22 protein-coding genes and 2 riboswitches are annotated in these 23,077 nt (G+C 43.4%); of the genes, 10 read left to right on the forward strand and 12 right to left on the reverse strand.

The genetic code is table 11. The features are described 5' to 3' along the window. Positions 1 to 7: 7 nt before the first annotated feature. Together A8F94_RS14265 and A8F94_RS14270 are read left to right on the forward strand one after the other, a co-directional pair. Entirely contained in the window at positions 8 to 1,150 is a 1,143-nt protein-coding gene (locus A8F94_RS14265; RefSeq protein ID WP_066201727.1) for an ABC transporter permease, read from the forward strand. Positions 1,151 to 1,309: 159 nt separating this feature from the next. Then, a complete protein-coding gene (locus A8F94_RS14270) occupies positions 1,310 to 2,203 on the forward strand; it encodes a DMT family transporter (RefSeq protein ID WP_066201730.1) in 894 nt (297 codons plus the stop codon). Positions 2,204 to 2,285: 82 nt separating this feature from the next. On the opposite strand, the gene shc is transcribed toward A8F94_RS14270, so the two are convergent. Then, positions 2,286 to 4,151 (reverse strand): squalene--hopene cyclase, encoded by a 1,866-nt coding sequence (gene shc / locus A8F94_RS14275; RefSeq protein WP_066201733.1) that lies wholly within the window; start codon positions 4,149 to 4,151, stop codon positions 2,286 to 2,288. A gap of 78 nt (positions 4,152 to 4,229) precedes the next feature. On the opposite strand from shc, the gene A8F94_RS14280 reads away from it, so the two are divergent. After that, a complete protein-coding gene (locus A8F94_RS14280; protein ID WP_066201736.1) occupies positions 4,230 to 5,354 on the forward strand; it encodes a DUF2515 domain-containing protein in 1,125 nt (374 codons plus the stop codon). Between the two features lie 202 nt (positions 5,355 to 5,556). On the opposite strand, the gene A8F94_RS14285 is transcribed toward A8F94_RS14280, so the two are convergent. The 3 genes from A8F94_RS14285 to A8F94_RS14295 all read right to left on the reverse strand — a co-directional run bounded on the left by A8F94_RS14285 (position 5,557) and on the right by A8F94_RS14295 (position 7,724). After that, positions 5,557 to 5,895, reverse strand: a complete 339-nt coding sequence (locus A8F94_RS14285) for a hypothetical protein (protein ID WP_066201739.1) — start codon at positions 5,893 to 5,895, stop codon at positions 5,557 to 5,559. Between the two features lie 218 nt (positions 5,896 to 6,113). Beyond that, a complete protein-coding gene (gene wrbA / locus A8F94_RS14290; protein WP_066202428.1) occupies positions 6,114 to 6,731 on the reverse strand; it encodes an NAD(P)H:quinone oxidoreductase type IV in 618 nt (205 codons plus the stop codon). A 195-nt stretch (positions 6,732 to 6,926) separates the two neighbouring features. Continuing rightward, a complete protein-coding gene (locus tag A8F94_RS14295; RefSeq protein WP_066201742.1) occupies positions 6,927 to 7,724 on the reverse strand; it encodes a phosphotransferase family protein in 798 nt (265 codons plus the stop codon). 383 nt (positions 7,725 to 8,107) lie between these two features. Here A8F94_RS14295 and A8F94_RS14300 point away from each other — a divergent pair, with 383 nt between their 5' ends. Continuing rightward, a complete protein-coding gene (locus tag A8F94_RS14300; RefSeq protein ID WP_066201745.1) occupies positions 8,108 to 8,470 on the forward strand; it encodes a hypothetical protein in 363 nt (120 codons plus the stop codon). 117 nt (positions 8,471 to 8,587) lie between these two features. Here A8F94_RS14300 and A8F94_RS14305 read toward each other — a convergent pair whose 3' ends face one another. The 5 genes from A8F94_RS14305 to A8F94_RS14325 form a co-directional block, all read right to left on the reverse strand. Continuing rightward, positions 8,588 to 9,331: an amino acid ABC transporter ATP-binding protein gene (locus A8F94_RS14305; protein WP_066201748.1), complete on the reverse strand. Its 744-nt coding sequence runs from the start codon at positions 9,329 to 9,331 to the stop codon at positions 8,588 to 8,590. Positions 9,332 to 9,342: 11 nt separating this feature from the next. Then, positions 9,343 to 10,008 carry an amino acid ABC transporter permease gene (locus tag A8F94_RS14310; RefSeq protein WP_066201750.1) on the reverse strand — a complete coding sequence of 222 codons (666 nt, stop codon included), beginning with the start codon at positions 10,006 to 10,008 and terminating at the stop codon, positions 9,343 to 9,345. Positions 10,009 to 10,050: 42 nt separating this feature from the next. After that, the gene (locus A8F94_RS14315) at positions 10,051 to 10,827 is read right to left on the reverse strand and encodes a transporter substrate-binding domain-containing protein (protein WP_066201753.1); all 777 of its coding nucleotides are present in this window, start codon (positions 10,825 to 10,827) and stop codon (positions 10,051 to 10,053) included. Between the two features lie 190 nt (positions 10,828 to 11,017). Then, positions 11,018 to 11,584: a GNAT family N-acetyltransferase gene (locus A8F94_RS14320; RefSeq protein ID WP_066201758.1), complete on the reverse strand. Its 567-nt coding sequence runs from the start codon at positions 11,582 to 11,584 to the stop codon at positions 11,018 to 11,020. Positions 11,585 to 11,743: 159 nt separating this feature from the next. Further along, positions 11,744 to 12,100, reverse strand: coding sequence for a cupin (locus A8F94_RS14325; RefSeq protein ID WP_066201761.1), 357 nt, complete (start codon positions 12,098 to 12,100; stop codon positions 11,744 to 11,746). Between the two features lie 186 nt (positions 12,101 to 12,286). Next, positions 12,287 to 12,482, forward strand: a riboswitch (cobalamin riboswitch). Between the two features lie 179 nt (positions 12,483 to 12,661). Between A8F94_RS14325 and A8F94_RS14330 the strand changes: the two genes are divergently transcribed. The 6 genes from A8F94_RS14330 (at position 12,662) to A8F94_RS14355 (ending at position 17,942) form a co-directional block, all read left to right on the forward strand. After that, on the forward strand, positions 12,662 to 14,929 hold the full coding sequence (locus A8F94_RS14330; RefSeq protein WP_441294199.1) for a ribonucleoside-diphosphate reductase subunit alpha: 2,268 nt from the start codon (positions 12,662 to 12,664) through the stop codon (positions 14,927 to 14,929). A 20-nt stretch (positions 14,930 to 14,949) separates the two neighbouring features. Continuing rightward, the gene (locus tag A8F94_RS14335; RefSeq protein ID WP_066201769.1) at positions 14,950 to 15,996 is read left to right on the forward strand and encodes a ribonucleotide-diphosphate reductase subunit beta; all 1,047 of its coding nucleotides are present in this window, start codon (positions 14,950 to 14,952) and stop codon (positions 15,994 to 15,996) included. Beyond that, a complete protein-coding gene (locus A8F94_RS14340) occupies positions 15,977 to 16,453 on the forward strand; it encodes a flavodoxin domain-containing protein (RefSeq protein ID WP_066201772.1) in 477 nt (158 codons plus the stop codon). The genes A8F94_RS14335 and A8F94_RS14340 overlap by 20 nt, the downstream gene beginning before the upstream one ends. 154 nt (positions 16,454 to 16,607) lie before the next feature. Further along, positions 16,608 to 17,003, forward strand: coding sequence for a secondary thiamine-phosphate synthase enzyme YjbQ (locus A8F94_RS14345; RefSeq protein ID WP_066201775.1), 396 nt, complete (start codon positions 16,608 to 16,610; stop codon positions 17,001 to 17,003). Positions 17,004 to 17,122: 119 nt separating this feature from the next. Beyond that, positions 17,123 to 17,222: riboswitch (guanidine-I (ykkC/yxkD leader) on the forward strand. 64 nt (positions 17,223 to 17,286) lie between these two features. Next, complete coding sequence (locus A8F94_RS14350; protein ID WP_066201779.1) at positions 17,287 to 17,628, forward strand: DMT family transporter; 342 nt, start codon at positions 17,287 to 17,289, stop codon at positions 17,626 to 17,628. After that, on the forward strand, positions 17,628 to 17,942 hold the full coding sequence (locus A8F94_RS14355) for a DMT family transporter (protein ID WP_066201782.1): 315 nt from the start codon (positions 17,628 to 17,630) through the stop codon (positions 17,940 to 17,942). The genes A8F94_RS14350 and A8F94_RS14355 overlap by 1 nt, the downstream gene beginning before the upstream one ends. Before the next feature lie 96 nt (positions 17,943 to 18,038). Here the strand turns inward: A8F94_RS14355 and A8F94_RS14360 are convergent, their stop codons facing one another. The 3 genes from A8F94_RS14360 to A8F94_RS14370 form a co-directional block, all read right to left on the reverse strand. Then, a complete protein-coding gene (locus A8F94_RS14360; RefSeq protein WP_066201784.1) occupies positions 18,039 to 18,347 on the reverse strand; it encodes an MTH1187 family thiamine-binding protein in 309 nt (102 codons plus the stop codon). A gap of 195 nt (positions 18,348 to 18,542) precedes the next feature. Beyond that, complete coding sequence (locus A8F94_RS14365) at positions 18,543 to 19,394, reverse strand: amidohydrolase family protein (protein ID WP_066201787.1); 852 nt, start codon at positions 19,392 to 19,394, stop codon at positions 18,543 to 18,545. After that, positions 19,381 to 22,458, reverse strand: coding sequence for a GNAT family N-acetyltransferase (locus tag A8F94_RS14370; RefSeq protein WP_066201790.1), 3,078 nt, complete (start codon positions 22,456 to 22,458; stop codon positions 19,381 to 19,383). Before A8F94_RS14370 ends, A8F94_RS14365 begins: the two co-directional genes overlap by 14 nt. Between the last annotated feature and the right edge of the window lie 619 nt (positions 22,459 to 23,077).

Genomic DNA, 23,077 nt, shown 5'->3' on the forward strand with positions numbered 1-23,077 from the left:
AACAGCAATGATTATTTGGAATGAGATTAAAAAGCTTTTTGAATGGAAGGCGATTGTTCTTTTATTCTTGATAAGTGTGTTGATGTATCAATTGTTCTTAAGCTTTGATATCAAGTACTTCCCCAATGGAAGACCTTCATTGGATGTTTACAATATTAGCGCTGACATGATTCGTGATTACGGAACTTCGATGGATGACGAGGAATTTAAAGATTTTAAAAGTTCCTTAAGCGGAAATATTGAAGAAGCTGAAAAATATCTTCAGTCTAAAGAGGAATTTGTGAAAGCCGGAATTACAACCTATGATGAATACAAAAATCTAAATGTATGGGATGACCCCGAAGCAAGTAAGTTACATGGTATTGCCATCTTCGAGGACAATGTCGATGCTTTTTGGGAGATTCAGGCCAAGCAAGGACTTATCGAAGACTACGAGGAAAAAGGATATTTACTAAATTGGCATCCTGTAGGAGGCAACCCGACTGAAAAGGAAAAAGACAGGTTAACAAAGATTGCCCATAGTGGAGCTATCTTCCCGTCTGTAGTCTTCAGCAATTACAATAATCTTATATCCTCTATGTGCGTTCTTGTTTTACTCAGCATTATGTTCCTTGTTTCACCCCTCTTCATCCGGGACAGAAACAATAAAATGATTTACTTGCATTACAGTTCAAAGATAGGCCGCAAGCTTTTTAAAAAGAAACTCGCAGCCGCTTTAATTGGAGCATTTATTATTACTACCGTCCAGCTCGGTGCCTTTTTTATCCTGTATTCAAAAAACGGGACAGGAATATTCTTAAATTCCAATATCAACTCGGTTTCTAATCCATGGCTGTTTTGGTTAGATTACACATTTATGCAGTATATTCTCGCTTCGGTGTTTGTCATTTACCTGCTCGGATTTTTTATCGCGATCGTAATTGGCATTCTTTCAAGGTACCTGCCGAATTATATCAGCATGATTGGAGCAGAAATCGTACTTGCATTTATAATGATTTCGTTTGTCATGAAATACTTCGTATCAAGCTTCGGCGGAATAACCATGCCGATCGTTTTCGGCCCTCTCGTTTACTGCATTCTGCTTGTCTCAGCAATGGCAGTTGCTGTGTACTTCATTAAAAAGGAAAGAAAACAGGAAATCCTCAACTAGAATGAAAAGAATCAATACCAAAAAGCCAGCGCTCCTTACAGCACTGGCTTTTTGCCATTGACTCTCATAGGCTTACTAACAAGTTTCCAAAGCTGTGCATATAGTACTAAAAAATAATTCCTGAAACAATACGCTTTTCCAGACAAGAGGCGAATTTTTATGAAACCAAAGGATATAGGGATTTTGTTTGCGCTTGCCGCGTTTTTTGGCTCTTCGTTCTTATTTGTTAGGATTGCCTCGCCTGTGGTCGGCCCGTATTTGACGTCACAGGGACGAGTGACATTTGCAGCGCTTGCTTTATTGATTACCGTTTTGATTGTTAGAAAGCCAACTCATCTCAAACAACGCTGGAAACAATATATTATGATTGGAGCCTTAAATTCAGCAATCCCGTTCACACTCGTTTCACTCGCATCCCTGCACTTGAACGCTTCCCTATTGGCAATTATTAATTCCATGACTCCCTTTTTCACCGCACTAGTGGCATGGGCGTGGATGAAAGAACGGCTTACACCTAAAAAAATGATTGCCATATTTATCGGGATGGTTGGGGTCGTCATCACAGTTGGCTGGAGCCCAGTCCAGCTTACAATCGAGGTTGTTATTGCAAGTGTTTGTTCCCTGCTTTCAACTGTTTCCTACGGCTTCGGCGGTGTATATGCGAAAAAAACCTTTATAAATATCACCCCCTTGCCGATTGCCTTCGGTCAAATGATGGGCGCATCCCTGCTGCTTTTTCCCTTATCGGCAGTTGCTCTTCCGGAAAGCGCCCTGTCCGTTACACCGGTTGTCGCTTTTTCACTTCTTGGGCTAGGTGTTTTTTCGACCGCATTTGGATATCTGCTTTACTACCAATTGATTGCCAGTGTCGGGCCGACCAAAACCGTTACCGTCACGTTCCTTATTCCCTTGTTCGGGATGGTCTGGGGCGTTATTTTTCTCCACGAACAAATCACAGCCGGAATGATTCTCGGCCTGTTCATCATCCTAAGCAGCTTGTTTTTAATATCCGACCTGCCTTTATTTAAGAAGAAAGTGGTGACGAACAGGTAAAATGCGAACAGTGCCAGGCACCACCCGTTTTTTCTTGTTTCACCGGAAGTGTTTCACAACATTAAATAGTCGGCCCAGTCCTTTAACCACCGAATTTCCTGTTGTAATTCGATAGAGCGAGCAGGGGGAAAATGTATCGATAGCTATGATAATGGCTATAAAAAGCCCCAGGCATCATCTGCCCTTTTGGGTAATCGGTTGTCCAGTCATTTTTCGCCAGGGAGGAGAGCAGGTAATTCATGCCTCGCTCAATCTCTCGCGATGGCCTTTTCTCTGCAGTTATCAAAGTATCAAGCGCCCAGGCTGTGTCTGTTATCGTACTGTCACCTAATGCGACATACCGCCTCCTGCTGTCGCTCAAGCACGATTCTCCCCAGCCTCCATCATCATTCTGGATTTTCTTCAACCACAATACCGCCCGCTTGATGGATGGATCTGTTCTCGGCAAACCTGCAGCGAGAAGCCCAGTTACTGCCGCCCAAGTTCCATATATATAGCAAATCCCCCATCTTCCGTACCAAGAACCGTCCTCCTCCTGATTTTCCAAAAGCCAGGTTATCGCCTTTTTCATCCTCGGGTCACCTTTTGGGAAACGTGTATAATTCCCTAAAAATTCGAGAGTCCTTCCAGTAAGGTCTGCTGTGCTTGGATCTCCGAGCAGAATTTCGGCCCGTTCGATTGGGAGGAGACTCATCCATTTGCTGTCGATATTTTTTTCAAAGGCTGCCCAGCCGCCGTCACGATTCTGCATACTCAATAGCCAGGTTACACCCCTATTCCAGGATTCAAGAAGTGTCGGATTAACTTGGACGCTTCTTGCTATCGATCGTAAGGATGCTGTTGTGTCATCAACATCAGGATTCATTGTATTAATATCTGAGAAACCCCAGCCACCTGGCAGGCTGTCTGTGTTATGGACAACCCAGTCACCGAATCTTTTGTGCTGGCGTTCCAGTAAATAGCGATTTGCAGCTAAAACCACCGGATCCTCAAAAGGCACACCTGCTTCCTGAAGAGCCATACTAATCAAGGAGGTATTCCATACATTCGCAGTTGTATATTGCATATGCGGATACCCATCTATATCTGTTTTCATCGATTTTAACCCATCGATTGCTTTTGTAATAATGGGATCAGTTTTTGAATATCCGAGTGCCAATAACGCAAATACCATAAAGAACGTTGAACTGAAATAACTATAAAACGTTCCATCCGGCTCAATCCGATCAAGCATATATTTCTTCGCCCTATCGATAGCCAGCTCATGCAGTGCTTCCGGCAAACCAATTAGTTTCTTCACCCATTCCTCCACGGATGAAAATAATGACCGCCACTCATCCTCTTCGTCCCGGGTGGAGGTGACGATCAGGTTTGAGAGATCAGGACTTCGTTTTGTTTTCACGCTGAACTGTTTATCCCCTGCAATCAGGATTGGCGTCATATTGGCCCTTCCGTAAACCGAAAACTGATAAAAATTAATTAGAAATGAGTGCGGCAGAAGGATGACTTCCACGGGCATCGGAAAAAATTCTGGCCACTTATACTGGCCTGTCAAGGCAAGTACGACCTTCGCGAAAAGGTTTGCCTTGCCGATCCCTCCTTTTGCGACAATAAAATTCCTTGCCGCCGTCATCCTCGGGTCATCTTTTTTTATATAGCCTGAGTATAAAAGGCTGTAGTAGGCATCGACAGTAGTGGTTAAATTTCCATCCTTTTCATCATGAAAAAGCTTCCACGCTCCATTTGCCTCCTGCTTGCTGGCAATCCTCGCCGCAAGTTTGCCGATTAAATCTTCATCATCTATTTCAAGTGTCCTTAATAAAATAATCATGTAGCAATCAGTTGAAAGCCCGGTTTTGAATGGGTATCGCCAGGACCCATCATGTGATTGGTCCCTCTTCACGGTTTCAATGATCCAATTGATTGCGCTTTTACAATCGAAACTCATTTTCTGCACTCCCCCCAAGGCATACTCCTTCTCTAATTCTTATTCGCGCAGCGGGGACGGAATACTTGAAGGAGGGAGATGATTATTTTTTTCAAAAAAAGCCTGGAGCTCTCGCCGCTGGACGGAATAATTAAAGCTTTTAATAAGAACCAGAAAGCCCGGCACCGTTCAAAACAAGAAGAACTTCTTATCGGACAAATTAGACAGCGGACGAGCGAAGCCAATCTGAATAATATTACAAGAACCAAGGCCTATATGGACTTTTACAGGCTTCACCCCGAAATTCACTGGGCATTGCTCGCCCATCTTGTTTCGCGAAATGGCGGCTGGAACATGACCGATCTCAAAGGTGAACTTTTATCCAGATTGTTATCGAAAAAAGAAAAACAATCGTTTTTCACATTCCTCGAGCGAGCCAATTGGCTCATTTTCCAGGATGCATATCCCCAGCTGCTCCTATATAAAGAAAGCATTAATCGAAAGACGCCTTTTTTTCATCTTTTGCCCAGCCTGAATATTTCGGGCTTTATGGAGCCGTTTTGGAACCAGTATTGGGAAGAGCGCAACTCATCCATTCTAACGATCGCGCTTATCATCAATGAACAAAATTATATAGAAGACCGAGTTGTCCAAAATCCCTTTTACAAAAATGAAGTTATCGACACATTGGAATTTCAGCTTAATCAATTTTTGTCGATGAACCATATCTTATTTCCATATAATAAGAACGAATCTATACGCTTGGCCGGCCAGACTGTCAGCCAATTTGAATCATTGAACAGAAGGATATTATTTGGCAAACAAATATACAGGCTTTTGTTTGGAGACAACAGTTTTTTGAGGAATGTAGAAAAGTGGGCGTTCTCTCACCCGCATACAGGTTCGCGGAAGGATTACTGGCCCCATATTTTCAATAATGTCAGGGAAGGGTTACCAGGATTGCCGTATCAGCTTCGGTTGAGCTCCTGCCAGCTGAGGCCAGGGGCAAGACGCCTATACAGCCCCTATCTTGAGCACACTTGGAAAAATGTCAGCCATAAGAATGCTGAGGAAGGCGACTGGTATACGGGCCAGACAACAAGTAAATTCTTCACAGATACGGAAGGACCGATTAACGGCGACATCGAAACCGACTACTGCAATACACTTGAGAAACTTGAGCTGGCAGCCCTCGCCAAAAAAGTCATTTCGTTTTTTGATTGAAAAAAGTCTAGGCTAATTGTTAGGGAAGTGTTGCCGCTTTCACGAAGTTTCCCTTTCTTTTTTGTAAATTTCGGCTCTCTTCACGGAAGTTTTCTCGGTTATTCTGAAATTCTGCCTCTCTTCACGGAAATTCATTTCATCGCCTAACTACTTATTTTATCAACCAATTAAAAGCCGTCCGGAACCTAGCGGACGGCTTACATTATCTTCCCCATTTCAGGATCATTGACAAATCACAGCATTGCAAATTTTCTCCTTGTGCATGGATGGTCAGGATTAGGCCTGAAGGGGTGTATTGGATGGTCATAGGGAGTGTGATTCCAATCGATTTTATCAATCGGTTTACTTCATTTTGATTCCCGCTTTGGGCGGCCGTCATTAGCTGCTTGGCAAACTGCCGATCGGAAAATTTTTTGAGCAGTGTGGATGCTGCCGCTACTGCCTTTTGAAACTGTACGACAGATTGCTCAAACATCGAGATGTTAACCGAAGGATACTGCCGATATGCTGGATAGTGGGGGTAGGGATGCTGGTAATACATAACATCACTCCTCTTTTTAATGTATCGTATGTGAAGAGGAGATTTTGGTACCTGTCGCCCTTGTACACCCGGATACAGTTTGATTGCAAATAACGGGTATACTTTTTCAAGTAAAAAAACCCGCCAGTTGACGGGTTCTCAAATGTTTTAAAGCTGTGAAACAGCCGTGTGAAACAAGAAAAATCGGGTCGTGCCTGGCACTGTTCGTATTACCAGACCTATTGCAGTCCTCTCTTAACCCACTCGGCGACGGTGACAGTGCGTCTTGCCTGATGTTTGACAGCGGCTTCCGCCTGGGAGGCATCTTTCATTTTTCCATCTTCGCCAACGGTGACGCTTGTGCCATACGGATTTCCGCCTGCTGCGAATAGGACAGAATCAGAGTAACCAGGAGGAACGATGATCGCACTCCAATGCATCATAGATGTGTATAGAGCAAGAATGGTAGCTTCCTGTCCACCATGCGGGTTTTGAGCTGACGTCATGGCACTGACCACTTTATTGACTGTTTTGCCGGACGCCCAAAGCCCGCCTTGAGTATCAAGGAATTGCTTCATTTGCGATGGCAAGTTCCCGAATCGGGTCGGAACGCTGAAAATAAGTGCATCTGCCCATTCAATATCATCCGAGCTGACGACCGGGATGTCCTTGATTGATTCAGTAGTCTTTTTCCATACTTCATTGCCCTGCACAACCGATTCCGGTGCCAATTCCTCAACCTTTAACACTCTGACCTCGGCACCTGCTTCCCGTCCTCCTTCTTCTGCCCAGCGTGCAAGCTGGACATTTGTTCCACCCATACTATAAAAAATAATTGCCAGTTTTACATTTGCCATTGGCGTGGCCTCCTTTTTCTCTGATTTTCCAAACAATCTGGCCCAGAATCCCATAGTACACACCACCTGTCCTTCTTTTAAAGCCAATGTTAGTATGCTCGCTGCTTTCGATTACATTCATATTTCCTTCATTTTTGGGATAATTTTCTCCTTCACGAAAACAAAAGCTTAGGAGCTGAGCCCCTAAGCTTCTTGTTAAAAGAATTCATATAATCCATCCGCAAAATAGCCATACTCTTTTTCAGTAATGATTCTCGCCCCATACCCTTCAAAAAAGACTTCCCGATCTGTTTTGCTTTCGAAGGCATTGGGCTTAGGGCGGAGCGCCAGAGAAACATCGTATCTCGGATCACCAAACGCTCCAGCTCCCCAATCGATGACCCCCGAAATACCCCCATTACAAACCAACACATTATCAATCGTAAAATCTCCATGAATGAGCGTCTGCTTGTATGGCCCGGGCTTTTCTTGCTGGATTCTTTCTAATAATTCCCTTGTCCCATCAGCTTGGCCATTTTTGAAATTCTCCTCTGCCTGGGCCAGCATATAATCAAGCCAAGGAGCATCGTATCTCAATTCATCTGGGCAAGGGGTCGAATGGATCTCAGATAGTATTTTTCCGAAATTAAGGAGAAGCTCCAGCCTTTTGTGTTTATTTGTTTCTATGCTTAAAGCAGCTCTTAGCGTTTCCCCTTCTAAAAACTCAGTTAGGGCCCACGCCTCGTTTTTATCATTTTCCGCAGTAAAATGTAGCACTTTTGGAACAGGCAGCTTCGTTTGCTTTGCCAAACAATCGAGTACAGCAACTTCCCTTGTCAGCCACGAACTATAAAGTTTATTCTTTGTCCGCTTTAGGGCGTATTTCCCACTTTCGGATTTAATCACTACTACATCGGATGTGCAGCCCTGGCGAGGAAATGTGATAGATTGAATAGTGCCGACATACCGCTTTATTTCAAGAGGAATTTCATTTAGTTGAATTGGTTCCCTCATTACCCGATACCCCCTTTCATGTAACTTGCCGTATATACTAGTCTAATTTTCGACTCATATGGGATTAATTCCTTTTTTTAAAAAAATGAGGAACAGTCCTCACGTTTCCGGCTTGAAATTTATTAGAAGAAATGACATTCCAAAAACCCCAATCCATCCAATAAACCCTTTATATTAGAAGAAACCCCAGTCTAAAAGTTCAAATTCAATTAATAAACTCTTTTTAGTAGAAGAAACATATGTCCATTAATTAAAAGCAACGTAATTTAGCCTTTATAATAGTAGCCACCGTCCGATTAACTGTCGCTTGGCTGCAGGGAGGATAACGTGAGCTTTTGTTGAATAGTTTATTGAACTACATTTCTCTGTATAAGGGTGACAAAATGAATATTATACCGAAAGAGGAACTTGAAAAATTGTATACGGCCCTAAATCCTAAATTGGATTTGACTGCTATTATCAGTGTTGATGATGAGGAAATATCTAGGCTTTTAAACTATACTTTGTTCTTGGAGCAGTGTGTGGAGGAGATTGTAAACAGCTCTTCATTTACTCACGAAACAATCCTATATAGCCAGTATTATTGGTTTGTTTATTTTAAAAATAACTATTTCCTTAAATATGGGTATGATGCAGGTATGGACGATCAAGTGATCCTTCTTATTGAAAATTTAACGTATGAACTAGGTGATCAGGTCGATTGGGAATTGATTGAGAAAATCCATAATGAGTTGAAAATAAATTAATTTTCCAAGAGACAGCAAAGTAACTGCGTTTTTTAGTCCGATTTCTCAATTGAGCCTCTTCTCCTTCTATCCGAAACAGAAAGAGGCCAGCTATCACAGCTGGCCTCTTCTACACTCTTACTTCAATTCAGTTGATGAAAGGAAGGCTTGGGTTCTTTCTTCCTTCGGGTTGTCGAATAGCTCATCAGGATGGCCCTTTTCGACAATGACCCCCTCATCCATATACACAATCCAGTCGGCCACTTCGCGGGCAAACCCCATTTCGTGGGTGACGACTACCATTGTCATACCATCATCTGCAAGCTCCTTCATTGTCTGCAAAACCTCCCCGACAAGCTCGGGGTCCAAAGCCGATGTTGGCTCATCGAACAGCATGATGTCCGGCTTCATTGCAAGCGCCCTGGCTATCGCAACACGCTGCTTCTGGCCGCCTGATAATTTATTTGGATATACATCTGCTTTGTCGTCGAGCCCAACTTTCCTCAAAAGTTCCAATGCTTCTGCTTTTGCAGTTTCTTTGTCAATCTTTTTCACGTGTGTCGGAGCTTCGATAATATTCTCAATGACAGTCATGTGCGGAAACAGGTTGAAATGCTGGAATACCATGCCGACCTGCTGGCGGACTTCGTTGATATCATGCTTGCCGCGGACAATTTCCTCGCCTTTCAAAATGATTTGTCCATTATCTTTCTTTTCAAGGAAATTGATGCAGCGCAGCAACGTACTTTTTCCGGATCCGCTCGCGCCAATCAGGCAGACAACATCGCTTTCGTTAACAGTTAAATTAATATCCTTCAAGACATGCAAATCGCCAAACGATTTATTTAAATTTATTAGTTTAATCATTTCTTTTTGTTCCATTCCATATCCTCCTATCGGTCACTGACTGCCATTCTCTTTTCAAAACGGTTGACGATGAACGTGAGCAGTGCGACAAGGATGAGATAGTACACTGCGACAATCAGCAAGTATGTCATTTCGTCAAAGTTATTGGATCCGAGCGTTGTTGCCACATTAAACAACTCGTTCATTGAGATAAATGCAGCCAGGGATGAATCCTTCAGCCCGATGATAAATTGGTTCCCTAACGGAGGAAGCGCACGGCGGAAAGCCTGTGGCAAGATGATTCTCCGCATTGTCAACCCTTTGCTCATCCCAAGTGAGCGGCCAGCTTCCAGCTGTCCTCTGTCAACGCCCTGGATTGTTCCTCGGAAAATTTCCGCAATGTAAGCCCCGTTATGGAAGGCGAGCGCCAGCGCTGCAGCCCAAAAATCCGGAATCAGGAAAAGTCCGCTCAATCCAAAGTAAAGAATGAAAATCTGTACAATTAACGGAGTCCCACGGATAAGAAACACATACGCATCCGAGATGTAACCTAATAGTTTAATGTTAGAAATTTTTAAAAGTGCAAAAAATAAACCTATTAATATACCAAACAGTATTGAAACAGCAGTCAGTTTCAATGTAAGCAGCATTGCATCTAGGAACAAATCGCTGCTATCAAAAAGTGTTTTGAAAAAATGCGAAAAACTAGGCAAATCAATCTCCCTTTCTATCCTTATCTTTTTATATCAGTCAAGTTACTCAGGTTTTTTCGTGATATCTTCTCCGAAGTATTCGACGGAAATCTTGCTTAATGTGCCATCTTTCCGAAGTGCTTCAAGTGCTTCGTTCACCCTTTTTAGCAGTTTGGGATTGTCCTTCGGCAGGACGATCGCCTGTTCACTTCTTTCAATCAACTGGCGGCCTTCAAGTTCAAACCCTTCCTTAATTGAGGTGCTTCCAGTAACAAAGTCGGTAATGACTGCATCATGGCGGCCCGTGCTCAATGCTTTAAGCGCAGTGATATCACTATCGTATATCTTTACGTTCGATGTGTACTTCGCCGCCGTCTCGGCATAAGTTGAGCCTTTGGCTGCAGCAACTTCTTTGCCTTTTAAATCGTCCACAGTTTCTATGTCACTGTCTGGGCGTACGAAAATTTGCGGCCCGGAATAGTAATAAGGGGTGGAAAAAAGCACATGCTTGCTTCGCTGGGGATTTATCGTGTGGGATGCAACCGCTGCATCAGCTCTTCCTGTTTTAACTCCTTCAACAATTCCTTTAAACTTCATCCGCTTCTGGACAGGCTCTAGCCCTAGCTCCTTGGCAACAGCCTCACCTACGGCAATATCAAACCCGGTCATTGTGAGGTCTTCGTTCATATAACTGAACGGCCTGAATTCTCCAGACGCTGCAAAAACAAACTTGCCTTTCTCAATTAACTCGCTTCCGTCTGCCAGTTTGTCCTTTTCAGCACAGCCTGCAAGGATTAACAGGAGAAGAAAACTTACTGTGAATACAGATCGTAATCTCATACTTTATAAGTGCTCCTTTCTAACTAGTTCGAAGTATGTTTACCCAAAAAAAATGTCGAAAAACCAAAATGTTCATCCCTAAGTGCCAACTTAACATTAACATATAAGTTGTTACTTTCACGATAAAAATTTTAAAAAAAATTTTACCAGGGACCAAAAAGACGCCTCAAAGGCTCTATTGGAAACCTTTTTACTCTACCTTGCTCAAGTCCTGTGCAGCAAGTTGCAGGACTGCCTCAGCTGGCTCCGCAGGACTATTAAAAAACCTCTCCGCCTTATAAGTGTGGGTACCTGTGTAAACTTCCTTCATTTTTTCGAGTACCCATGCATCTGGCTTCCTCGATTGCGACCAATAATATACATCCATGACAGCAAGTTCGCCTGTGCGAGGGTGGTGCCGCCTATATTGGATTGATGAAGCTTCTTTAAACCCATTCTTTTTATAAAATTGAATTCTTTTCCTCGTGGCGGAATCTTTTTCATCGACGGGTTCGACTTCCAGAATGATCGGCTTTCGCTTCCTTTTGATGTGTTCGAGGAGTTTCGTTCCCTTTCCCTTTCCGCGTTCCGCTCCCTTTATAAGGATATAATCAATGAACAAATAGTCCTGTTTTTCTTCATAAAGAAGGATATAATCCGGTCCTTCCTCCATTTTGTATTCGGCTTTTTCTGCAAGCAACGTCTCGATTTGTTCTTTCGGTTTCATTTCGCGTGCCGGAAAATACTCCCTCAACTTGTCATACCAGTTCTTTTCCATATGCTTACCCCCCCCGGTGATTTTAGGACTTATTATACATAACCTATAAATCCTGGTTGTAAACATAAAGTGAAACTTCAATCAGTGGGGGTCTTACAGCCCGTTTATGCGTGATAAAATTAAAAACGGCAGCGGGTTGCTGCCGTTTCTCTCATCGGATTACTCTTTCATTTTCATAAGTTTCGACGGGCTGAGTTCATCACTCTCAATCACGATGGCTGTCAATCCATTCTGGCTTGTGGTTTCATGGTTCTCACCGGCCTCCCAATAAACCGCTTGGCCTTTTTGAATCGGCTTTCTTACTCGATCCTCCCCGGAAACCTCCCCTTCCCCATCTACAATTAGCAACAGCTGAGGACATGTTGCTTCATGCCTGCCGATAATTCCGTCCTGGCCAAGATGCATGCAGCCAATTGAAACCGGTGTGTTTGTCCTAACGATTCTAGATAGAATAAAATTGGAATCATATACAGAAATTTTATTCCCAACCGATTTATCAAACTTAAATAATCTCATACTATACCCCCTTCAATATAACCATCTATATCAATTCGACTTTTTTCAAATGAATCCTTCCAGGGATAAACAGTCTCAACTTTATAAGTAACTAAACTGTTAATAGTTGCTATTCTATGAAACTTTCGTTAATATACTAAACATGTACTAGATGATGTTATTTTTACCAAAATTACAACTATATATAGTATCGCCTAGAGATTGGATGCCATTGGGCTTAATAGGGAATCCGGTGAAATGCCGGAACTGCCCCCGCAACTGTAAATGCGACGAAATGAACAAACCACTTTGCAACGTGCTTGGATTCCAGGTGCCTGCATGGGAAGGGTTCAAAGTAGGCTAACGCATAAGTCAGGAGACCTGTCCTTTCTTTAGCTGTTTCACTTCCTCGGGGATTGGGAAGATGAAACGATGGCACTCAGCAGGTTTCTCCTATGAAAAGTTGTTTTTTATTACTTTTGTCTACTTTTCTGTCCTTCCTGAGGTAATCGTTTCATCCGCTCAGTTCTCCTGGGCGGATTTTTATTTTTAGGAGGGGAATATATGGCACTGCATATTCAAATGGATTTGGGGCTTGTTCACGTTATTGAAGAAACTTCAAGTCAATTCGGACTCGACATCACAGAACTAAAGGACAAAATAGCTGAGTGGCACTCATCTGGAAAAGATGCTGCGCACCAGGCAATGGTTTATGCATTAAATAGCATTGCGATGGACCAGCCAAATTGGACATTTTTAGCAGCCAGGCTTTATCTTAGGGAATTATATAGTGAGGCTGCTAGCAATCGGGGTTATGATAGTGATTTAATCTACGTTGATTTATTTAACCTGATTGTAACTCTTACGGAAAAAGGAATTTACTCTCCAGAGCTTTTAAACGCTTTTTCTAAAGAAGAAATAGATGAGCTCGAAACAGAAATCAAACCCGAACTTGATCGGCTTTTTAATTACATAGGATTATTTTTATTCGCAGATCGATACTTAGCAAGGGATCATGAGAGAAATGTATACGAGCTGCCTCAGGAACGGTTTATGATTATCGCAATGTATTTACTAAAGAACGAGGAAAAATCAAAAAGGCTCTCCCTAATCAAAGAAGCATACTGGGCCATGAGCAATTTATACATGACCGTAGCGACTCCTACCTTAGCCAATGCTGGAAAAAGCTATGGGCAGCTTTCTTCCTGCTTCATCGATACAGTTGAGGACTCGCTCGATGGAATTTATTTAAACAATTGGGATGTGGCGCGATTAAGCAAGGATGGAGGCGGGATTGGAGTTTATTACGGAAAAGTCCGCGCTCTCGGCTCCGATATCAAAGGCTTCAAAGGAATGTCTTCCGGAGTTGTTCCATGGATACGGCTCCTAAATGGAACGGCTGTCAGTGTCGACCAGCTTGGTCAAAGACAGGGAGCAATCGCCGTCTATTTGGATATCTTCCATAAAGATATCATGAACGGTTTCCTGGATTTAAAAACGAATAACGGGGACGAACGGAGAAAGGCTCATGATATTTTCACAGGCGTCTGCATTCCGGACCTATTTATGGAAAAATTGCTCGAGAAAGATGAAAATGGGCGGAGTATTGGAACGTGGCATACCTTCTGCCCGCATCAAGTAAAACAAATAATGGGTTGGAAGGATGAAAGTGGAAACCCGCTTGGTTTAGAAGATTTTTATGATGATGTTAATAAAAGGGTTTTTACCGAAAAATACAACGAAGCTGTGAGCAGCCCCCTACTGCCAAGAAAAACATACCGGGCAATGGATATTATGGCAAGAATCATGATTGCCCAACTCGAAACCGGTACACCCTACATGTTTTATAGGGACGAAGTAAACAGGCAGAATCCAAATAAGCACCTTCTTGGGGAAGGAAGAACTGCAATATACTGCAGCAATTTATGCACTGAAATCACACAGAACATGTCTGCCACAACCATCGTTAGTGAATATGAAGATGAAGAAGGCAACCTCGTCACCGTTAGGAAACCCGGCGATTTTGTCGTTTGTAATCTTTCATCAATCAATTTGGCAAAAGCTGTTCCATCCAATGTTCTGGAAAGGCTGGTCAAAATCCAGGTAAGGCTGCTGGATAACGTCATTGATTTAAACACAATTCCGGTAGCACAGGCTCAAAAAACAAATGAAACGTTCAGAGCGATTGGACTTGGGACGTTCGGGTGGCATCATCTGTTGGCTTTGGAGGGGATTCATTGGGAAACTGACGAGGCTGTTGAGTTCGCTGACAAGCTTTACGAGGATATTGCCTATTACACAATCACCTCCTCAATGGAGCTGGCAATGGAAAAAGGTAAATACAGCAAATGTAAGGGTTCTGAATGGGAAAACGGCAAGTATTTTTTACGAAAAGAGTACACATCAAGCCGATGGAAGGAACTGCAGGAAAAGATTAAGGCATACGGCATGAGGAACGGCTGGCTTATGGCAGTGGCTCCTAACTCCTCCACCGCAAAAATCGGCGGCTCAACGGATGGTATTGACCCCTTATATTCCGTTGAATATGCCGAAGAGAAGAAGAACTTTAAGTTCAAGGTGACAGCACCCGACTTGAACCACGTAACATATAACTATTACCGACGCGCCCGACATGAGCTTGATCAGATTTGGAGTATCCGCCAGAACGCAAAACGCCAGCGCCATATTGATCAGTCCATTAGCTTCAACATTTATGTTCGGCATGATATTAAAGCAAAGGACCTGTTGAACCTCCACTTGGAGGCGTGGAAGAACGGACTGAAGACCACCTATTATGTCAGGAGCACATCACAGGCAGAAATCGAAGAATGCGAAGCCTGCCATAGCTAAAAAAAGAAAGGAGAAAGCCTATGAACATCTATACACCATTAAATAAAAGTAAACTGTTGAACGCTATCGAGCCTAATCGGTCGACCGGTATTATTAACGGAAAAAATTCGGGGCTCCTGAATTGGAATGATATAGCTTACCCACAGATGTATGATTTGTATCAGACACTTTTGTCGAATTTTTGGAAAGCCCAGGAAATAAATATGCAGGACGATATTAAGCAATGGGACTCTTTGACTGAAAAAGAACAAGATATCTTTTTACGCGTGAATACCCAACTTGCTTCTTTGGACAGCCTCCAAACTCCCACGATGAGCCAGGTTATGGACTACGTAACCGACTCAAGCTTTAAAGCAATTTTCGCGGTCATTTCCCAGCAGGAGGCTGTCCACAATGAGTCATATTCCTATATCCTGAGTTCCTTGGTCCCGCTCAGTGAACAAAACCAGCGTTTCAATCAGGCAAAGGAAGATTCAATTGTACGAAAGAGGAACGATTTCATTTTGGAATCGTACGAAAAGTTTAGGAGCACTCCCTCCCCTCAAGCCATATTCGAGCTTGGGGTAAACTCCATCAACCTCGAGGGAATTTATTTTTACGCAGGATTCGCCTTTTTCTATAACCTGGCGCGCCAGCAAAAAATGCTTAAAACAAGTACAATGATCAGCTATATCCAACGGGACGAAATGCAGCACGCTTATTTCATGTCTCAATTTCTGAGAATTTTATTATCGGAGAATCCCGAACTGAATACGAAAAAAAACATTCAATTCATATATGAAACAATTGGACAGGCCGTTGTGCTGGAAAAGGAATGGGCGGAAGCTATCCTGGCGGAAATAAGCGGGATTGACATGGACGAGTTTCATTCCTATATCGAATATTTGGCAAACAAAAGACTTCGTCAGCTAGGTCTGGACAATTTGTATGAGGAAAGGGATAACCCGATGCCATGGATCCACGTCTTCAGTGATGAAATGATCAATGAAACAAAATCGGACTTCTTTGAGCAAAAATCCCGTGCATATTCTAAGGTAACTCAATCCAATGGCTTTGAAGAATTGTAAGAGCGCGATTATCTTTTCATCTGTTACAGGCAATACGAGAGAATTAATCGAAATCATAAACAGCGAGTTTCACAGGTATGCGATTTTCCCCGCAATTTATCCGGCCGACATTTTTCCGCTTCAGGACCTTAAAAAGTTCGATGCTATCATTGTCGGAACGTATACGTGGGGAAATGGGAATATACCTAAAGAGATGGTTCCGATTTTCCAAGCGTTTGAACAACAGGATGTTAAAAATACAGTTACAGGTGTAGTTGGTACCGGTGACAGTTTTTACCCCTATTTTTGCGGAGCAGTAGATGAGTTCAGGGATATGCTGTTTCTACATTCAACGCTGGCAGTTACCTTAAAAGTAGAATTGAGACCTCAGGAAAAAGACCTTACTCGCTGCAAAAGGTTTGTTGAGGCTATAGTAAAGCGCTTGGAGTTACAGCAACAAAAATACTCCCTGCTTTAGCCGGGAAGATTTATCCGACAAACTGTCCGGCATGGTAATCCTTTCTTCTTGCTTATACAAAAGTGTTATACTTCCTCAACTGTTTGGATTAATAGCTTACACTTGGAATTATAGTAAAATGATACTTATATGAGGAGGAAAGGAATGAATTTCTATGGTTAAAAAATTCACCCTGCAAACCAATCATCGTGATGAAATGCTGGAAATTACTGAAATCATCGAGAACTATTTAAAGGATGCCGATGTAAAAGACGGAGCTATAGTCGTTTATTGCCCACACACTACAGCGGGTATAACGATTAACGAAAACGCCGATCCGGATGTAAAAAGGGATATGATCCGCCGCTTTGATGAAGTATATCCGTGGGAACACAAATTGGACAAGCATATGGAAGGCAATACTGCTGCACATATGAAAGCAAGCACGGTCGGATCTTCCCAGTACGTAATTGTGACTGGCGGCCGCTTGCTTCTTGGCACATGGCAGGGCGTATACTTTTGCGAGTTCGATGGGCCAAGGACTCGGGATTTCTATGTTAAAGTCCTTTAAATGTACCGTGAAAGAACTTGATTACCTTTCAACATTGAGTCAATTTTGAGGATGGCAAACTGGAAAGTCTTTCATTTGAAAAAATTATGCCGGTGTGTATAATGAAAAGGGAATTGTATATAAATGTTTTCTAGGGTTCCGCAAACTTCAAGTTTGGCCTGGTCCGAGAGAAAACTCACAGCTTTGGCTGTGCCACGGAAGGATAAAAGCCTGGGAGAAACTACATTATATAGTTATCTCTCAGGCTTTTTTTATTTTGAAAAAAACATCGAGGTGAGGGTTCATGAACAAGTATTGGGTGATGATCATTATTGCTGCCTTTTTTGAGGTATTTTGGGTAATAGGATTGAAGTATGCGGACAGTTTATTGGAATGGATCGGAACAGCAATTGCCATAGTTGTAACATTTTATGTATTAATTGTGGCTGGCCGTACCCTTCCAGTTGGTACAGTGTATGCCGTCTTTGTTGGGCTGGGGACGGCGGGAACAGTGATTGCCGAGTTAGTTCTCTTTGGAGAACCGCTAAAGGTGGAAAAAATTCTACTAATAATTTTGTTGTTAGTAGGGGTAATCGGCTTGAAATTAGTCACAAACGAGGGTACACAGAAAGGAGATGAAGCGTAATGGCATGGCTGGCGTTAATTTTTGCGGGTCTTTTGGAAATGTTTGGAGTTGCCATGATGAACAGAGTAAACCAGAAACGCGACCTCCTTTCTCTGATTTTATTGGCTATCGGATTCAGTGGAAGCTTCTTCTTGCTTTCCTATGCAATGAAGACAGTCCCAATGGGAACAGCCTACGCCATCTGGACCGGAATCGGTGCATCAGGCGGGGCTATCATTGGCATGCTATTTTACGGAGAGTCCAAGGACTGGAAACGAATCACCTTTATAACCATCATCCTGGCCTCAGCAGTCGGACTAAAACTTGTGTCATAGCAAACAGGGACGGTGCTCATTTGCCACCGTCCCTTTGCTGTTTTTCTAAAGTTTAATCCGACGCCTGATTCAACTAACCTCTGCTTCAAATCCTTGTCAGTCGGCCAGCCTAGTTTCAATCGCCTTCAGCTTCTTTTCCATTGTGCTCTCTTTGTCACGGCGGTCATCGATACGGATATTCGTACAAACCCGCTGCAAGCCTTTTTCAAAAGGTACTTCATGGAGTTCACGGACAATTTCTAGCAGTTCCTTCAGGTCTCCTTCAATCAATGTGCTCATCGGCGTCAATTGATACTTAATTTTTCCTTCATACCGTTTCAGCACTCTGTGGATTTCGGCCACATACTCACTAACACTCGGTGTACCTGTTCCTACAGGAATAACTGTAACATCTACAATAGCCATTTTTCATAACCTCCATCTATCTAGTTCCCAGCTTTTTAAATGAAGAGACATTCTCTGTACGGAAATCCATACTTTAAACTGTTCTCTCCTGCTTCCCATGCAATAGTAAAATAATAATCGAAAATCGGTACAGCTTCAAACTAAAGGGGACGTTTCTACTTTGCTATCCGCAGAGCAGAAACGTCCCCCTTTGCATTATAAGAACTGTTTGATTTTCGGGAATACTTTAAGGGCGGTGTTGTAAAAGACCGATTCGTGGTATTCCTTAGGGATAATGTCTGCGATGAACTCGACATATGGCTTGATTGGTGTAAGCGGCCAATCCGTGCCGAACAGGAATTTTTCATAATTGTTCGTGAACGTCAGCGCGTGCAGCAAATGGTCAAAGAACCTTGTTTGCTGCAACTTCCTTATGTCCCCATCCGCTCCGACAACCAGCCCGGATAAATCCGCGTATACGTTGCGGTTTTTATAGACAACCTCAGCGCCATCAAGCACCCACGGATCCCCAAAGTGCGCCATCATAATCGTCATGTCTCGATGCTTGACGGCAACTTCATCAACCGAAAGCGGATGCGAAAAGCGCAGCCTGCCCCGTTCGGAATAGGTGTCCCCTGTATGATAGACAACAGGAACACCATATTCCTTCGCTATCCGGTAGACAGGTTCGTATACATCGTCATAGGCATAAAACGGAAAATACCCGAGGTAGATTTTAATGCCCACACATTCTGGTTTCTGTACCTCCTGCTCAAGCCTGGCAAGCGCGTTTGGGTTCAGGGTGAACGGATTGATTCCCGCACAGTAGACAACTTTGCCCGGGAGTTCCGCGGTCAGGTCGATACCCATTGGTGTCTCGGCAGCCGAGTCAGGAAAACCTTCCCCATCGGTTTCAGTCACACCCATCGCGATTCCAAGCACAACACCATTGTCGGAAAACTCTTTCTGGAGCCCTTCTAATGAATAGTCGACTCTGGAAATCTCTTTTGCAGTTTCATGGAAACTGTTTATTTTTGAATAATGGATATGGGCATCAATGATTTTCATTGTGGTCCTCTTTAAATGTTAACTTTTTCAAACTTTTTGCTTCATCCTTGGACAGTACTCTGTCTGAAGCAACTAGAATGGCTGGTGCGGATAGCCATTCGGCCCCGTTGGCGAGACTTGTTTCCCGGTCCATCGTGACCAGCATGACCTCTTTGTTCATATAAGACTCCATTACATCGGTTTCTCTGTCGGCAATAACCTGGAGAATTTCCTCTGTTTCAGGCGATCCTACAACTGCATGCCCTTCAAGAAGGGCCGTTAGCTCCGCTTTTCCGGCTGTATATTTTCTCGTAGCCCCTGGATTCTTTATCCACCCTTGTTTTAAAAACAGCATGCTGACCCAGTGTAAATAGTGTAAGTACGATCCTGTATGCTGGCTGAACTTTGTTACATTAACAAGCACTGGCACACCGGGCAGCATACAGAAATACTGGTCAACGCCGAGCCCCTTCCAAGCCTCATTTTTCTCAAAAACAGTCGAAATTTTCAGCCCTTCCCACTTGCGTCCTTCACCATCGAAAAGTACACCTGGTGAAACAGTATAGGTTTCAGCCGCAAATGATTTAGCATTGATTCCTTCTATTCCAGAACGAATCCCCCCGCTCCATGGATTCCACCATGATTTTGGCTCTACCGCTGGAAATGATGAATCGAGCCACTCTCTCCCATTTGCCTCGAGCGAGAACAAGGCCGGGAAGAACTTTTCCGATGCGGAAATCGATAACACCCCGTTGCTGGCTGAAACAACCGGCAGGCCGGCCCGCTCCTGTTCATTGAAGAGTACAGAATCGTTGCCAGGATTCAGGATAATCGTATCCTTCCTGTCACTAATTCCGTTAATCTCATAATCAGCTGATAAGGACGAGAAGGCTGCCCCGTTTTTATCGGTGAAAGCAGTTACTTCGCGCCTCTGTTCATCTGGTGCTATGTTTGTTTTATAAAAAACCTCGCCATCTTTACGAAAGCTGACGCTTCCATCGATATAGCTCATTTTCCGGTCTGAGAGAATCAATTCGTCACTGTCATCTCTCTGGGCTGCCTGAACCTCGATGGTATCCCCGGTAAGTTCGTGGGAATGACGAGCTCGAGTCGCAAATTCACGGAATTCCTCCCAGGCTTGATACGCGCCAAACGAAAGGAACACAGGTTTCGTTCTTTTTTCGGATCCAGCAGCTATTGATCCGAGCTCGTGTTCCACATACATGTACCACGATTCAAAATTTACAGCAGCATCCTTTGGCCAGGCAACTCCTTGCGCATAAGGCTCATGGCGCGAGAATAACCAGTTTTCCGTAAGACGTTTGCTATTCCAAAGCCCGTATTCGGCATCAGCCATTTCAGAGAGCTCAATAATTTCCCCATCCTGGGCAAAAACTGAATGGTGAAGCTCATGATAAACCGGCTGGTACAGGCTTAGTGGCGAATCAGTTTCAAACTTGCCTTCATTGCGGAGAATGTAACGCTGTTCAAGCAGCCCTTCGCTGTACAGCTTCGACTCACTGACAAGCACGATCCCTTTGAAATCAGTAGATTCATAAGTGGCGACCAAAACAATAGCCCCATCTTCAATCCTGTACTCAACCTTCCCAGGCTTCCGCTTGGAGAACTCACTAGAATAAGGCTTTCCGATTTTCGGAAAAAAGCCCATCGTCTTCTGGTTGGCCTTTGGTTGCCTTCCAGGAATGAGCCGGTTGTCGAATTTTCTTAAATACAGATGGTACAACCCATTATATACATGCCAGTATTCCTCGCACTCACCGCTAAAACGCGCACCCGGGCCTTTAAAGCCAAGGCCAAGTTTTTTTGTAAAAGAAGTCCGCGTACCGCTTTCGGTCACAGCTTCAATTTTCAACTCAGGGGCATAAAAACCGAAGCTTTTTAACACATACAGGATTTCCAGTGAAGCCTTTCCCTTTGCATTAAGCTCGACTTTATATACGTTTTCCTTCAGCTCTATCATTTCAGTTTCCGGAAAAGAGATCGAGAAGGCTGCCAATTCATTAAAGTTGTTTTCCAAATCCAGATAAAAACTTGCTTCCTCGTGAAGGAAGCATTGTGAACTCGGGACAATCCCAGCCACTTTTACCGGCTGCTTCGGAAGAACGCCCACAGCAAACCGTGCATCCTTGCCATTGATACGCACATTTGTAATAACGGATGGATGGGTGCGCCAGACACTTTGCTCCTCTTCCAACTCACCTAGCGTAAACTTTGCTTCAACAACTGCTTCATCCTCAACAGTGATGCTGTTTATAAAATCAAAGCGGATAATTTTGTCGTTCTCGCCCTCAAGCTCAACGGTAAGAGGATTACCTGATTTATTTTTAATATGATACGTGACAGTATAGTCCGCTCCGCAAACAAGCTTGAAGTCCTCTACAGTCGCCGTTATCAGGTAATCGTCTGTCTCAATCGACCTCAAGCCGCGGCTGGTCCGTTCGAATTCCATTTTCAGGCGGCCGGCTTCCGACTCCCAACTGTACCCGTAATACGTAAATTCATTGTCCTTCCTGCCATCCGGGGCTACCTCAATAACACGCTTGCTGGATTCATACCAATCCGTACGCGCGAAATAGTCTTTAACGGCTGGGGTACTCAGGACAGTTGGCATAAAATTAATAAGATGGGTCGTGTCATCACGGTCCTCCCAAAAGAAGCCGCATTTTTTATACAAAGGAACAGCCTTTGTATTTCCGCCCCACGTATACAAATCAAGCCGCGGCCAGCCGAGCTCAACAGTCCGTTCAAGCGCCCTCAAAACAAGCAACTTGCCGATTTTCTTGCCATGATAATCTGTGCGCACATTGAGGAGCGGAATGTAAAGTGCCCCTTCATCCTCACGGTATTCACAAAGCCCGCAGTAGCCGACAACCTGGTCCCCATCCATCGCGAGAAACAAGTTTAAATTGCCACTGTTCTCTTCCTGGGTGCGGACCTTTTCCGCAGTCGTTACCTGCGCGTCCCCGCCCCATCCTTCACGGCTAAGATTCCACATCTCCGCCACACCGGCGGCAAGCCCTTCATGATACTCCACAATCTTAATCTTACTTTTCGTTAATTCCATAAACTCTGCATCCTCCTATCGGGGCCCATACCCAACTACGTTTCCAGTTTCCTCTTATCCTCGAATTCAACACCTTTAACAACCTTCCTTTTAATCATTTTGATCGTCCCCTTTCATAAAATTTGGTTTTGTAACCACTTCTTACTATAACGTGTTTAAAACAGGATAGTAAAGGAATTTTCTGAAACTTTACAAAGGAGTGGTGCATGAGAATACAGTTAGGAAAATAGATAATCCTTCTATAGAAGATATTTGGCATCTGAGCAGTATTTTCCTATTAAACCTGGTTTATGGGATGAATCTCACTTTCTCGAACGGTGTTTCGTCTATTAAACATACTTTATTAGACGAAACTCATTTTCTAGAGCTGTGTTTCGTCTGTTAAACATCCTTTATTGGACGAAACTCATTTTCTTGAGTTGTGTTTCGTCTATTAGGCATACTTTATTGGACGAAACTTATCTTCCTGAACGGCTCTTCTTCTATTAGACATACTTTATAGTACGAATCTCACTTTTTAGAGCGATCATTCTTCTATTAAGGAACCTAACCTAAACCAAATAGAGAGGCACCCCAATCTATCCCCCCTTTAAATAAAAAAGCCCCATTAGATGAATCC

This window comes from Bacillus sp. FJAT-27225, assembly GCF_001685025.1.
Taxonomy (GTDB): domain Bacteria; phylum Bacillota; class Bacilli; order Bacillales; family Cytobacillaceae; genus Bacillus_D.